General features: G+C 23.5%; 16 protein-coding genes and 2 tRNA genes. 16 read left to right on the top strand and 2 right to left on the bottom strand.

The window, feature by feature from the left end; translation table 11 throughout:
- Nucleotides 1-163: 163 nt before the first annotated feature.
- The 14 genes from H0H59_RS03070 to H0H59_RS03005 all read left to right on the top strand — a co-directional run bounded on the left by H0H59_RS03070 (nt 164) and on the right by H0H59_RS03005 (nt 10,502).
- Nucleotides 164-1,435 (top strand): mechanosensitive ion channel family protein, encoded by a 1,272-nt coding sequence (locus tag H0H59_RS03070; protein WP_185862141.1) that lies wholly within the window; start codon nt 164-166, stop codon nt 1,433-1,435.
- 1 nt (nt 1,436) lies between these two features.
- Nucleotides 1,437-2,162, top strand: coding sequence for a pyridoxine 5'-phosphate synthase (locus H0H59_RS03065; RefSeq protein WP_185862140.1), 726 nt, complete (start codon nt 1,437-1,439; stop codon nt 2,160-2,162).
- Nucleotides 2,159-2,929, top strand: coding sequence for an alpha/beta fold hydrolase (locus tag H0H59_RS03060; protein WP_185862139.1), 771 nt, complete (start codon nt 2,159-2,161; stop codon nt 2,927-2,929). Before H0H59_RS03065 ends, H0H59_RS03060 begins: the two co-directional genes overlap by 4 nt.
- 126 nt (nt 2,930-3,055) lie before the next feature.
- The gene (yidD, locus tag H0H59_RS03055; RefSeq protein ID WP_185862138.1) at nt 3,056-3,274 is read left to right on the top strand and encodes a membrane protein insertion efficiency factor YidD; all 219 of its coding nucleotides are present in this window, start codon (nt 3,056-3,058) and stop codon (nt 3,272-3,274) included.
- A 2-nt stretch (nt 3,275-3,276) separates the two neighbouring features.
- Nucleotides 3,277-4,158, top strand: coding sequence for a prolipoprotein diacylglyceryl transferase (gene lgt, locus H0H59_RS03050; protein WP_185862442.1), 882 nt, complete (start codon nt 3,277-3,279; stop codon nt 4,156-4,158).
- Complete coding sequence (locus tag H0H59_RS03045; protein WP_185862137.1) at nt 4,155-4,685, top strand: DUF192 domain-containing protein; 531 nt, start codon at nt 4,155-4,157, stop codon at nt 4,683-4,685. Before lgt ends, H0H59_RS03045 begins: the two co-directional genes overlap by 4 nt.
- Nucleotides 4,686-4,712: 27 nt before the next feature.
- The gene (locus tag H0H59_RS03040) at nt 4,713-5,042 is read left to right on the top strand and encodes a HesB/IscA family protein (protein ID WP_185862136.1); all 330 of its coding nucleotides are present in this window, start codon (nt 4,713-4,715) and stop codon (nt 5,040-5,042) included.
- 5 nt (nt 5,043-5,047) lie between these two features.
- Nucleotides 5,048-6,490: a Fe-S cluster assembly protein SufB gene (sufB, locus tag H0H59_RS03035; protein WP_185862135.1), complete on the top strand. Its 1,443-nt coding sequence runs from the start codon at nt 5,048-5,050 to the stop codon at nt 6,488-6,490.
- A gap of 11 nt (nt 6,491-6,501) precedes the next feature.
- Nucleotides 6,502-7,272, top strand: a complete 771-nt coding sequence (gene sufC / locus H0H59_RS03030; protein WP_185862134.1) for a Fe-S cluster assembly ATPase SufC — start codon at nt 6,502-6,504, stop codon at nt 7,270-7,272.
- Nucleotides 7,273-7,279: 7 nt separating this feature from the next.
- A complete protein-coding gene (sufD, locus tag H0H59_RS03025) occupies nt 7,280-8,593 on the top strand; it encodes a Fe-S cluster assembly protein SufD (RefSeq protein WP_185862133.1) in 1,314 nt (437 codons plus the stop codon).
- A 3-nt stretch (nt 8,594-8,596) separates the two neighbouring features.
- Nucleotides 8,597-9,835 carry an aminotransferase class V-fold PLP-dependent enzyme gene (locus H0H59_RS03020; RefSeq protein ID WP_185862132.1) on the top strand — a complete coding sequence of 413 codons (1,239 nt, stop codon included), beginning with the start codon at nt 8,597-8,599 and terminating at the stop codon, nt 9,833-9,835.
- Nucleotides 9,836-9,842: 7 nt separating this feature from the next.
- The gene (rplU, locus tag H0H59_RS03015; protein ID WP_185862131.1) at nt 9,843-10,166 is read left to right on the top strand and encodes a 50S ribosomal protein L21; all 324 of its coding nucleotides are present in this window, start codon (nt 9,843-9,845) and stop codon (nt 10,164-10,166) included.
- 7 nt (nt 10,167-10,173) lie between these two features.
- Nucleotides 10,174-10,437: a 50S ribosomal protein L27 gene (rpmA, locus tag H0H59_RS03010; protein ID WP_185862130.1), complete on the top strand. Its 264-nt coding sequence runs from the start codon at nt 10,174-10,176 to the stop codon at nt 10,435-10,437.
- Nucleotides 10,428-10,502 (top strand) — tRNA-Arg (locus tag H0H59_RS03005). Before rpmA ends, H0H59_RS03005 begins: the two co-directional genes overlap by 10 nt.
- 8 nt (nt 10,503-10,510) lie before the next feature.
- On the opposite strand, the gene H0H59_RS03000 is transcribed toward H0H59_RS03005, so the two are convergent.
- A tRNA-Ile gene (locus H0H59_RS03000) sits at nt 10,511-10,584 on the bottom strand.
- 108 nt (nt 10,585-10,692) lie between these two features.
- Between H0H59_RS03000 and H0H59_RS02995 the strand changes: the two genes are divergently transcribed.
- Entirely contained in the window at nt 10,693-10,995 is a 303-nt protein-coding gene (locus tag H0H59_RS02995) for a ribosome-binding factor A (protein WP_185862129.1), read from the top strand.
- Nucleotides 10,992-12,194, top strand: a complete 1,203-nt coding sequence (locus tag H0H59_RS02990) for an ABC transporter permease (protein ID WP_185862128.1) — start codon at nt 10,992-10,994, stop codon at nt 12,192-12,194. Before H0H59_RS02995 ends, H0H59_RS02990 begins: the two co-directional genes overlap by 4 nt.
- On the opposite strand, the gene H0H59_RS02985 is transcribed toward H0H59_RS02990, so the two are convergent.
- Nucleotides 12,185-13,102 carry a ribonuclease Z gene (locus H0H59_RS02985; RefSeq protein WP_185862127.1) on the bottom strand — a complete coding sequence of 306 codons (918 nt, stop codon included), beginning with the start codon at nt 13,100-13,102 and terminating at the stop codon, nt 12,185-12,187. The two genes, H0H59_RS02990 and H0H59_RS02985, sit on opposite strands and share 10 nt — an antisense overlap.
- Between the last annotated feature and the right edge of the window lie 17 nt (nt 13,103-13,119).

The raw sequence follows: 13,119 nt of genomic DNA, 5'->3' as shown, positions 1-13,119 counted from the left end.
AAATTTTAAATTTAAAAATTGAATCAAAATTTTTCATATTATTCAATATCTATTATATTATTCAATATAGCAAAACATAAGAAGTAAAAATCTAAAAAAATAAAATTTTTGAAAAAAAACTTATATGTCAATGCCATATATTCTTACAGAATAATTGTTTTTTATGAAAATTTTTACTAAAATATCAACAGTAATTTTTTACTTTTATATTCAAAATATCCATATATTTTCTCTTCATTTAGATTTAAAAAAATGGGTAAGTATAACTCTTATTATAATTGGTAAAATATTTTTTTTTACTATTTTACTAATAATTTTAGAGTTTATTTTTAACAGAGGTGTACGTTTTATAGGGAGGAGAATAGTAAGTTCTACACATTTCGTTTGGGATAATATCTTATATGAAAATAAAGTTTTTGATAGTTTAGCTCATTTTTTCCCACTATCTATTGGTTTTATTTTAATTGAACCCTTTTTTAAGAATTATCATACAATTATCATTTATCTAGGAAAAGTATTTGATATATTATTTGTTTTAATTGTTTTACAATTTTTAATAAGAGTAGTAAATTCTATAATGAGAATAGCTACAAGTGAAAATAATCATCAGACAATAGCAGTTCGCTCTTTTTCACAATTATTAAAAATTATATCTATAATATTTTGTGTTTTAATTATTATTGCTATTTTAACAAAAAATGATCTAATTACTGTTCTTACGAGTTTAGGTGCTATAACCGCTATTGTCATATTAGTTTTCAGAGATACCATTCTTGGATTTGTTTCTGGAGTACAAATGGCATCTACTAAAATGATAAAAGTAGGAGATTGGATTGGAATTCCAAAATATAGCATAGAAGGAACAGTTATAGAAATAAATTTAACATCTGCAAAAATAGAGAACTTTGATAAAACTATAACTAGTGTTCCTACTTATGATTTAATTTCTACTGCTGTTACTAACTTTGAGGTTATGCGTCAAAAAAATATACGTAGAATCAAAAGATCTATATTGTTTAATATACAATCCTTCCACTTTTGTAATTCAGATAATTTAAAGGGATTTCAACATGTTTATCTAATAAAAGATTATATTTATAAAAAACAAAAGGAAATAGATCTTTTCAATAAAGAAAAGAATATTGATATCAGCATAAATTTAAATGGAAGAAGATTAACTAATATTGGTCTTTTTCGTCAATATGCATTGGAATATTTATATCAACACCCAAAAATATCGCAATCAGAAACATTGATGATTCGTCATTTAGAACCAACTCCTTACGGATTACCTATAGAACTATATTGTTTTACAAATACTTCCGTATCTATTCAATATGAACAAATACAGGCTAGTGTTTTTGATCATTTATTAACAGCTGCTAAGGAATTTAATTTGGAAGTAACACAGGTTACTAAAAAAGAATCTTTTTAACATGGCAAAATTGAGTATAAACTTAAACAAAATAGCTACATTAAGAAATGCAAGAGGAGGTGATGTCCCGAATATTTTACAAGTTGCGATTGATGTTCAAAAATTTGGAGGGGAAGGAATTACTATACATCCACGTCCTGATGAAAGACATATAACATATAAGGATGTTTACGATATTAGTTCTGTAATAAAAACAGAATTAAATATTGAAGGAAGACCTATTGATAAATTTATGAAATTGGTATTGGATGTTAAGCCTAGTCAAGTGACCTTAGTTCCTGATTCAGATAATGTAATAACATCAAATTCTGGATGGAATCCGATTGTTCATAAAAATTTTTTGACTAAAATAATAAAAAAATTAAAAGATCATGGAATTCGCACTTCTATATTTTTAGATCCAAATCCTAAATTTGTTCCATATGCAGCAAAAACAGGAGCGGATAGGATAGAATTATATACGGGTTTTTTTTCTAAAGGATATGCTATAAAAGAATGTGGGTGTATTAATCCTTATATTAAAACAGCAAATCAAGCTATTAAAAATTGTATGCAGATTAATGCAGGACATGACCTAAATTTGGATAATATTTCTTTTTTAATTAAAAAAATACCTTTTATAGCAGAGGTTTCTATAGGACATTCTTTAATTAGTGAAGCTTTATATATGGGATTAGAGAATACAATTCAAAGTTATTTAAAAAAAATAAAAATTAATTTACCATGATATTGTATTCTAAAATATTTGGATCTGGTCCTTCCATTTTAGTTTTTCATGGATTATTTGGGAATGGAGATAATTGGAATTCTTTTGCTAAAAAATTTGAAAAAAACTATAAAATTCATTTGTTAGATATTAGAAATCATGGAAAAAGTTTTTTTTCAGAAAAAATGAATTATGATATAATATCAAAAGATATATTAGACTATATCCATTATCACAAATTAAATCATCCTATTTTACTAGGCCATTCTATGGGAGGAAAAGCTGTCATGAAATTTTCTATAAATTATCCTATAATTCCAAAAAAAATTATTATTGTAGATATCAGTCCAAATGCTTATACAAATACATATTCAGAAAATTTGATTCGTATTTTAAAAAAAGTAGATTTTGATGTAATTAAAACAAGAAAAGATCTTGATTTGTTTATGAAAACGTGGATTTCTGATATAAAAATTAGATTATTTTTTTCTAAATGTACTAAAAAACAAAAAAATGGAAAATTGCGTTTCCGTTTTTTTTTATTTGGAATTGAAAAAAATTATGATTGTTTAATTAGACAAAAAATAAAAAATGGGTCATATAATGGTCCTACACTTTTTTTACGCGGAGAATATTCAAATTATATTCTTCCTAAGGATTATGATTCTATATTAAAATTATTTCCAAAAGCAAAAATTTTAACTATAAAAAAAGCAAAACATTGGATTCATATAGATAATTCCATAGACTTTTATGAAAAAATAAATGTTTTTTTAAATGAAATATAATTTTATTCATGATTATTGTATTATTTCTATAGATTATAGATATATTATATTTTATAAATATTTTTTATATCATTTTAATTTTAATTAAAAAACTATTTTGTACTTAAATAATAAAATAAATAAAACATGAAAATCATAAATTTTTTTTTTATAAAAAGTATCAAACTGTATCAAACAGGTATTTCTCCATGGATAGGAAATAATTGCAGGTATATTCCTACTTGTTCCGATTATATGATTTTTTCCTTAAAAAAATTCCATTTTTTTAAAGCTATTTTTGTAAGTTTAATAAGAATTATGAAATGTAACCCTTGGGGATCTACAGGATATGATCCAATAAAATGAATATGATAAAGTTAGAATATATTAATTGGGATCCAATTTATAAATTTAATTTATGGAAAGGTTTTTTTATTCATATATATAGTCTAATGTTTATTATTTCTTTTTTATTAGGATGGTATATAATGAAATATATTTATAAAAACGATAATATACATAGAAAATATTTAGAACCTTTATTCATATATACTTTTTTTGGAACCCTTATAGGAGCTAGATTTGGACAAATTTTCTTCTATGATTTATCATACTTTTCTGATCATTGGATAGAAGCATTACTTCCGATAAAAAAAAACAATGATCATTCTTTATTAGGAATAATTAAAGGTTATGAATTTATTGGTTATAGGGGATTATCTAGTCATGGAGCGACTATAGGAATTCTTTTATCTAATTTTTTTTATTGTAAAAAAATACTTAAAAAAAAATCTTTTATTTGGCTATGTGATCGATTGTCCATTGTTGTCGCAATATCTGCCGTTTTTATTAGAATAGGTAATTTTTTTAATTCTGAAATAGTGGGGAAACCATGTAATACAAAATTGCCTTGGGCAGTAAAATTTATTCAAATGGATACAGAGTATGGAGCAATAGTACCTAGACATCCTACACAAATATATGAATCTATTAGTTATTTATTTATTTTTTTATTTCTTTGTTATTTTTATAAAGAAAAAAAACTACATGATGGATTTTTATCTGGAATTTTTTTCACTTTTCTTTGGTCTGCTCGTTTTATATTAGAATTTATGAAAGAACCACAAGGAGAAGAAATTATTAATTTTTTATATTTAAATACTGGTCAGTGGTTAAGCATTCCTTTTATTATTTTAGGACTATTTTTTATTAATTTATACAGAATAAAAAAACGTTTTTTTTCATTATGAAAAAAATAAATATTTTTTTTTCTTTAATGATTATTTCATTTTTTTTTCTTATTTCAGAAGAAAGAATTAATTATGATTATGATTTGGAAGATATAGGGAATTTGTTAGAAATAGAATTTATTAAAAATGGCGAATTATATTTTAAAAATAAAAATTCTATCATAAAAAAAATAGATATAGAATTAGCTTATAGAGATATAGAAAAAACAAATGGATTAAAATTTAGATCTTCTTTGAAAGAGAACAGAGGAATGCTGTTTTTGTTAAAAAACCAGGAAGAATATAAAAAAATAAATATGAAAAATATGCGAATTCCTTTGGATATCGTTTATATAAATCAATTAAATACTGTTATTTTTATCAAAAAAAATATTAGTCCTATGAGGGAAATAGAAGTTATAGACTTTTCTGTTCCTGATACAATTAAATATATTTTAGAAATACATGCTGGTATGTCAAATAAATGGGGTATAAAAGAAGGAATAACAAAAATAACTTGGTTTTTTTCTGGAAAAAATGGAAATTGATTTTTTAATTTAAAATTGTAAATATTTATGGTTTTTATATCTGAAAAAGCTAAAGATAAATTAATTTCTCTTATGAAAAAAGAGGGTCTTTCTCAGAATATTTCTTTTGTAAGATTTGGAGTAAAAAATGGAGGATGCTCAGGAATGTCATATGAACTTACTTTTGATCAAAATAAACAAAAAGGAGATAGACTTTTTCAGTATGAAGAAATGAAAATATTAGTAGATAAAAATAGTATTCTGTATTTAGAAGGAACTACTTTGGAATATTCAGATGGATTAAATGGAAAAGGATTTTTTTTTAAAAATCCTAATGCGAAACACACTTGTGGATGTGGAAAAAGTTTTTCATCATAAATAAAATGAAAAAAAATAATAAAATACTGGAAAATTTTACGGAATCTGAATATAGATATGGATTTTACACTCCAATAGAATCAGATAAAATTCCACTAGGATTGAATGAGGATGTTATTAGAAAAATAACAGAAAAAAAAAAGGAACCTACATGGATGTTAGATTGGAGATTAGAATCTTATTCTATATGGAAAAAAATGAGGCCTCCAAAATGGGCAAATATAAAATATAATATTCCAAAATTTCAAGAAATAAGTTATTATTCTGCGCCTAAAAAAAAAATTAATTTAAATAATTTAGAAGAAGTAGACCCAGAATTAATAGATACATTCAAAAAATTAGGAATTTCTTTAGAAGAAAAAAAAGTTCTTTCAGGAGTTGCGACAGATATAGTCTTAGATTCCGTTTCTTTGGCTACTACATTTCAGAAAAAATTGGAAAATAAAGGTATTATATTTTGTTCTATCAATGATGCTTTGAAAAAATATCCAGATATTGTTAGAAAATATTTAGGATCAGTCGTTACAAAAAAAGATAATTTTTATGCAGCTCTTAATTCTGCTGTTTTTTCAGATGGTTCTTTTTGTTATATTCCAAAAGGAATTCGTTGTCCTATGGATTTATCCACATATTTTCGCATTAATGAAAATCGTACGGGTCAATTTGAAAGAACTTTAATTATAGCAGAACAAGATTCTTATGTTAGCTATTTAGAAGGATGTACGGCTCCACAAAGAAAAGAAAATCAACTACATGCAGCTGTTGTTGAGATTATAGCTTTAGAAAATTCTGAAATAAAATATTCTACAGTTCAAAATTGGTTTCCTGGTAATAAAAAAGGGGAAGGAGGAGTTTATAATTTTGTAACAAAACGTGGATTATGTGAAAAAGGAGCAAAAATATCTTGGATACAAGTAGAAACCGGATCTTCTATTACTTGGAAATATCCATCTTGCATTTTAAAAGGAGATTTTTCTATAGGACAATTTTATTCTTTAGCTTTAACTAAAGATTTTCAGCAGGCAGATACGGGAACTAAAATGATACATATGGGAAAACATACCAAAAGTGTTATTATATCAAAAGGAATATCTGTAGGAAAAGCTCAAAATAATTATAGAGGATTAGTAAAAATATCTTCTAAAGCTGTTCATTCTCGTAATTTTTCTCAATGTGATTCTTTATTAATAGGAAATAAATGTGGAGCACATACTTTTCCATATATTCATGTATATAATCCCTCTTCTCAAGTAGAACATGAAGCAACTACCTCAAAAATTGGAGAAAATCAGATTTTTTATTGTAATCAAAGAGGAATTGATACAGAAAAAGCAATTTCTTTGATAGTTCATGGTTTTAGTTGTGAAATATTAAAAAAATTACCTATGGAATTTGCCGTAGAAGCTAAAAAACTTTTAGAAATATCTTTAGAAGGATCTGTTGGATAACAGTTTATTTTATGTTAAATATAAAAAATTTACATGCTAATATAGAAAAAAAAGAAGTTCTAAAAGGAATTAATTTGAAAATTAATGCAGGAGAGACTCATGTTATAATGGGGCCTAATGGTTCTGGTAAAAGTACTCTTGCTTCCATTATAGCTGGAAAAAAAGAATATAATATAACTGAAGGTCATATTTATTTTTTAAATAAAAATTTAAAAAATTTTTCACCGGAAGAGCGTGCACATTTAGGAATTTTTCTTTCTTTTCAACATCCAATAGAAATTCCTGGAATTTCTATTATTAATTTTATTAAAACTGCTATTAATTCTATTAGAAAAGCTAGAAATATGAATGAAATGTCATCTAAAGAAATATTATTAAAAACAAAAAATATTGTTTCTCAATTGAATATGGAAAAAGATTTTATTTATAGATCCTTGAATGAAGGGTTTTCAGGAGGAGAAAAAAAACGTAGTGAAATATTTCAAATGATAATGTTAGATCCTTTGTTATCTATTTTAGATGAAGTAGATTCTGGCTTAGATATAGATGCTTTACGTATAGTTTCTAGAGGAATAAATGCTTTTAGAAATGATATAAATTCTATTTTAATTATAACTCATTACAAGAGGTTATTAGATTATATTAATTCAGATTATATCATACACATTTTATATAATGGAAAAATTATTCAATCAGGTGATAAAAAATTAGCTGAAAAATTAGAAAAAAAAGGATATGATTGGATTATTAAAAATAATCAAGTGAAAAAAGATTGTTCATGATAAATATATGCAATTAAAAGAAAAAATAATTTTATTGATATCAGATAAAAAATCTTCTTTTATAAGAGAAAAAGATTCTTATCTATATTTTTTGCAAAAAAAACATATTGATTTTTTTAAAAAAAAAGGATTTTCTTCTTATGTTGCAGAAGAATGGAAAAATACGGATATTACCTCTATCATTAATCAAGATTATCATCTTATTTTTGAAGAAGAAGAAAAAGAAACAATAGAATATAACAAAATTAAAGAGTTCATTTTAAAAAAAAAAGAATCTTTTATTTTCATTTTTATAGATGGAAAATATAATTCTTCTCTTTCTAATGTAAATGTAGGTGTAGGTAGAAAAGATTTTATTTTATCCAATATAGCTTCACAAAAAGAGAATAAAATTAAAAATTACTATGGGAAATTATCATATCAATATGATGCTTTTTATACTTTAAATACTCTTTTTTCAAAAGATGGGGTCTATATTTATATACCTAATAATATGATTATAGAAAATCCTATAGAAATTTTGCATATTTCTACCGGTATAAAATCTAAGGTAATGTTGAACACAAGGAATTTAGTTATAGTAGGAAAACATTCTTATGTTCAAATTATTGAACATCATAAATGTTTAAAAAAACATTTAGCTTTTATCAATTCTGTTAGTGAAATTTATATTTCTAATCACAGTAAAATTGATTATTATAAAGTACAAGACGATTTGGTAGAAACTTCTATAATAGATAATACATTTTTTAAACAAAAAGAAAATAGCAGAAGTTCCGTTTATACTTTTTCTTTTCAAGGAAATTTTATTAAAAATAATTTAAAATTTTATTCTATTGGAAAAAATACTTCTTCTTATTTATATGGAATTTCTATTTTATCAGGAAAACAATTTGTAGATAATCATACGTTGATGGATCATTTATATTCAGATTCTGATAGTTATCAGTTATACAAAAATATTTTATTGGAAAAATCTAAAAGTATTTTTAATGGAAAAATTATTGTTAATAAATGGATAAAGGGAATCAACGCTTTTCAAAGAAATAATAATATTATTCTATCTGATGAAGCATGTATATATGCTAAACCGCAATTAGAAATTTATTCTGAAGATGTAAAATGTTCACATGGGTGTACGGTAGGAAATATTCAAGAATCTGAGTTATTTTATCTACAATCAAGAGGTATTTCTGAAAAACATGGAAAAATATTATTACTACTATCTTTTTTAGAAGAGATATTAAAACCTATTCCTATTTTTGAATTAAAAAAATTTATCTATAAAAAAATGAATCTAAAATTAGATAAATACTTATAATAGATGTTGTCCGAAGAATATATACAAAAAATAAGGAATCAATTTCCAATTTTAAAAAAAAAAATATATGACAATCCTTTGGTATATGTAGATAATGCTGCTACAACTCAAAAACCCATACAGGTTATTGAAGCATCTTATAAATACTATTCTACAATAAATGCTAATGTTCATCGTGGATTGCATAATCTAAGTCAAAAAGCTACTCTATATGTAGAAAATGTTAGAAAACAAATTCAAAATTTTATTCATGCTAAACATTCTTCAGAAATTATATTTACTAAAGGAAGTACCGAATCTATTAATTTAGTAGCTTCTAGTATAAATAATTTGATAAAAAAAGGAGATGAAATTATTATTTCTTGTATGGAACATCACTCAAATATTGTTCCATGGCAAGTTATTTGTGAAAAAAAGGGTGCAATATTAAAAATAATACCAATTCATAAAAATGGTTATTTAAAATTAAAAGATTTTGAATATTTAATTTCAAAAAAAACAAAAATAGTATCTATTACTCATATATCTAATGTTTTAGGTATTATTAATCCTATTAAATATATTATTAAAAAATCTCATAAATATGGAGCATTAGTTTTAATTGATGGTGCCCAAGGCCCTTCTAATTTATGTTTGGATATGCAAGATTTAGATACAGATTTTTATGTTTTTTCCGCACATAAAATGTACGGCCCTACTGGTATTGGAGTATTATACGGAAAAAAAGAAATATTGAATGCTATTCCTCCTTATCAATTAGGTGGGGAAATGATTAAAAATGTTAGTTTTAAAAAAACAACTTATTCGGATTTACCATTTAAATTTGAGGCTGGAACTCCAAATATAGAAGGAATTATTGTATGGGGTTCTGCTATAGATTTTGTAGAAAAAATAGGAATTTCAAATATTCAAAATTATAAAAAAAAACTATTAATATATGCTATAGAACGTTTAAGTTCTATAGATGGAATTCAATTATATGGAGAAATAAAAGATTTTTCTAAAAAATCCAGTATTATTTCTTTTAATTTGAATAAATTACATTGTTTTGATGTAGGAAGTATTTTAGATAGATTTGGAATTGCTGTTCGTACAGGACATTTATGTGCACAACCTTTAATGAATTTTTTTAAGGTTAAAGGGATGATTCGTGTTAGCTTTTCTATATATAATACTTTTAAAGAAGTAGATTATTTATTTGAAGGACTTTTAAAAGCAAAAAAATTATTATTAAAGTGTTAAAAAGGTTATGACATATGCTATTGTGAATATACAAGGGTTCCAATTTAAACTTATTGAAAATAAATATGTTTATGTTCCTCATTTTTCTAGAAAATTAGGAGAAAAAATATTATTGAATCAAGTTTTTTTATTTTCTAAAAAAGGAGTTCCTCTTTTAGGAACTCCTTTTTTAGAAAATATTCAAGTTAAAATAGAAATATTACAGCATATTAAAGGAAATAAAATTATTATTTTCAAAAAAAAAAGAAGAAAAGGATATCAAATAAAAAATGGATTTAGACCTTTTTTTTCAAAAATTAAAGTAATTTCCTTTTTAGAAAAAAAAATATAAATTAAAAATGGCTCATAAGAAAGGTTCGGGAAGTTCTAGAAATGGGAGAGATTCAATAGGAAGGCGGTTAGGAGTAAAAATATTTGGAAATCAATATGTTAATGCTGGAAATATTATAGTTAGACAAAGGGGGACTAAACATTATCCTGGAAAAAATGTAGGAATAGGAAAAGATCATACTTTATATGCTATAAAAAATGGTTATGTTCATTTCAAAAAAATAAAAAAAAATAGATCTGTTGTTTATATTGAAAAATATAAGACTGGGTAGTTCAATTAGGATAGAACAACAGTTTCCTAAACTGTAAGTTGTGGGTTCGAATCCCTCCCCGGTTACAAAAAAATGGTCCCAGCTGGATTTGAACCAGCGACTCCCTGATTATGAGTCAGATGCTCTAACCAACTGAGCTATGGGACCTAAAAAAAAATAGAATAATGTTGCAATTTAACAACATTATTTTTTTTATTACAAATTTTTTGTAATTTTTTCTGTTATTTTCATCGTTAATTAAAAAAAATTAGTTTAATGAAAAATGAAAAATTATCCTCAATATTTTCTATAGAAATAGCAGAAATACTTAATGAAGAAGTTCGTAATAATAAAAATTACGAAAATTTTTTAGTTACTTTGATTAAAGTGTGCATAACTTCTGATATGAATATAATAAAAGTATATATTAGGATGTATCCTTTTTTAGATAAAAATATTTTAAAATATATTCGTTCTAAATCTTTATTTTTCAGAAAGGTACTTTCAAAAAAACTTAGATATCGTGTAAAAAAAATCCCAAAAATAGATTTTCGTATATTAAAATTGAATAGTTTTTGAAAACGGAATTTTATATAGCTATACGTTATTTTTTTTCTAAAAAAAAAATTAACATTGTTCATGTTATTGTTTTTTTATCTGTTTTATCTCTACATATATCCACATTTTCTTTATCCATAATTTTATTTGTTTTTTCTGGATTAGAAAACTTAAATAAAAAATTTTATCAAATTAATTATCCTGATATAACCATTTCTTTTTATAATGAAAAAAATTGTTTTATAGATAATAATACTATAAAAAAAAAAATAAAATCTATAAAAGGAATTATCGCTATTTCTAAAACTATGGAAAAAAAAGTTTTTTTACATTATAAAAATAAGGAATATTTTATTTCTTTAAAAGCAGTGGATACAGAATATGAAAAAGTTATGGAAAAATTCAAAAAAATAGATTTAACAAAAGATTACTATCCTGATCATCTGAATATATATGTAGGATGGAATTCTATTGCATATTATTTTCCAATATTATTTCATAACATGAATATGCCTGATAAAATATTTTTTTTTTATACAGAAAAAAAAAAAAATACTTTTATTCCATTTTTTATACAAAAAAAAATTTTTATAAAAGGTATATTTTTGTTTAGTAAAAAAATGGATATAAAATATTTATTTTGTAATTTATCTGATCTTCAAAAAATCATTAAAAAAAAAGTTTTTTCTACATTAGAAATAAAAATTAATGAAAAAGCAGACATTAACGAAATAAAAAAAATTTTATTTAAAAAATTTGGATCAAAATTTAATATAAAAACGCGAATAGAAAAAGAAAAAATTTTTTATAAAGTTCTTAATACAGAAAAAATATTCATATATTTTTTATTTAGTTTAATGACATTTATCACTGGATTCAATTTATTTAATGTCATTTTCATTTTGCAATTAGATAAAATAAAAGAACTCTTTACATTATGGAGTATTGGATTTTCTTTATATAGAATAAAGACCATTTTTTTATATATGGGTTGTATAATTACTATTTTAGGATGTTATAGTGGGTTATTTACAGCATATGTAATTTCGACCATACAGTATCGATACAAAATTTTTAAAATAGGAAATAAAATTCCTTTTCCTATAAAAATTACAATGGTAGATTCTTGTATGGTAACAAGTATTATTTTGATAATAGGGATATTGATTTCTTTTTATTCTTCTAAAAGAATTAGTCGTATGATTTTAGATTATAAATAATATGTTTTTAAAGCTTCTGAAGCTTCAACATTAAAAAATATCTCTTTAGCTTCTTTTTCAAATTCTTTAATATTAGGAAATCGGTTAGAATAGTGTCCTAATAATAATTTTTTCACTTTAGCTTTTTTTGCTATATAAGCCGCTTGATTTGCTGTAGAATGTCCTGTATTTATAGCTCTTTTTTCTTCTGTTTTTAAAAAAGTAGATTCGTGATATAATAAATCAACATATTTTATATGGTCAATGATAGGTAAGTAAAAGGAAGTATCTGAACAAAAAGCATAAGATGATATTTTAGGAGGATCAAATGTTAATTTTTTATTAGGAATAATTTTTCCACTATCGATTTTAAAATCTTTTCCAAATTTTAAATTTTTATAGTCTTTAATTTGAATATTAGGTATTTTTTTAATTTCTTCCATATTTAATTTTCTATTGCTAAGTTTTTCTTTAAAAAGAAATCCGTTGGTATAAATTCTGTGTTTTAATGGGATGGAAAAAACTTCTATTTTCTCATTTTCCATTATTTTTTCAAATTTTTTGGATGACAACTCTATGTGATCTATGCAATATTTAAGTTTAGTAGAAGACCACTTAAAATGAATGTCTATAATTTCTTTTAAGCCTTTTGGGGCGTAAATATTGATTGATTTTTCTCTTCCTAATAAATGAAATGTAGATAGTAATCCAATCAGTCCAAAAAAATGATCTCCATGTAAATGAGATATGAATATATGTATTATTCTATTAAATTTTATTTTTGCTTTTCTTAATTGAACTTGAGTCCCTTCTCCACAATCAATTAGAAAGGAAAATCCTTTCATATATAATATTTGAGCAGTAGGATGAAATTTATTTGTAGGTATGGAAGAATGACAACCTAAAATAGTTAATGAAGGCTTATTCATTATTAAAAATTTCTATA

This window comes from Blattabacterium cuenoti, from assembly GCF_014251715.1.
GTDB lineage: Bacteria > Bacteroidota > Bacteroidia > Flavobacteriales > Blattabacteriaceae > Blattabacterium > Blattabacterium cuenoti_M.
The sequence above is the reverse complement of the archived record's forward strand: the minus strand, read 5'-3'. Positions and strand labels throughout refer to the sequence as shown.

Bases quoted from the DNA above. Each gene is read 5' to 3' on its own strand.
- sufD (WP_185862133.1), top strand. From the start codon at position 7,280: ATGCAATTAAAAGAAAAAATAATTTTATTGATATCAGATAAAAAATCT.
- yidD (WP_185862138.1), top strand. From the start codon at position 3,056: ATGAAAATCATAAATTTTTTTTTTATAAAAAGTATCAAACTGTATCAA.
- H0H59_RS03070 (WP_185862141.1), top strand. From the start codon at position 164: ATGAAAATTTTTACTAAAATATCAACAGTAATTTTTTACTTTTATATT.
- rpmA (WP_185862130.1), top strand. From the start codon at position 10,174: ATGGCTCATAAGAAAGGTTCGGGAAGTTCTAGAAATGGGAGAGATTCA.
- lgt (WP_185862442.1), top strand. From the start codon at position 3,277: ATGATAAAGTTAGAATATATTAATTGGGATCCAATTTATAAATTTAAT.
- H0H59_RS03020 (WP_185862132.1), top strand. From the start codon at position 8,597: ATGTTGTCCGAAGAATATATACAAAAAATAAGGAATCAATTTCCAATT.
- H0H59_RS03040 (WP_185862136.1), top strand. From the start codon at position 4,713: ATGGTTTTTATATCTGAAAAAGCTAAAGATAAATTAATTTCTCTTATG.
- H0H59_RS02995 (WP_185862129.1), top strand. From the start codon at position 10,693: ATGAAAAATGAAAAATTATCCTCAATATTTTCTATAGAAATAGCAGAA.
- H0H59_RS03065 (WP_185862140.1), top strand. From the start codon at position 1,437: ATGGCAAAATTGAGTATAAACTTAAACAAAATAGCTACATTAAGAAAT.
- sufC (WP_185862134.1), top strand. From the start codon at position 6,502: ATGTTAAATATAAAAAATTTACATGCTAATATAGAAAAAAAAGAAGTT.
- sufB (WP_185862135.1), top strand. From the start codon at position 5,048: ATGAAAAAAAATAATAAAATACTGGAAAATTTTACGGAATCTGAATAT.
- H0H59_RS03045 (WP_185862137.1), top strand. From the start codon at position 4,155: ATGAAAAAAATAAATATTTTTTTTTCTTTAATGATTATTTCATTTTTT.
- H0H59_RS03060 (WP_185862139.1), top strand. From the start codon at position 2,159: ATGATATTGTATTCTAAAATATTTGGATCTGGTCCTTCCATTTTAGTT.
- rplU (WP_185862131.1), top strand. From the start codon at position 9,843: ATGACATATGCTATTGTGAATATACAAGGGTTCCAATTTAAACTTATT.
- H0H59_RS02985 (WP_185862127.1), bottom strand. From the start codon at position 13,102: ATGAATAAGCCTTCATTAACTATTTTAGGTTGTCATTCTTCCATACCT.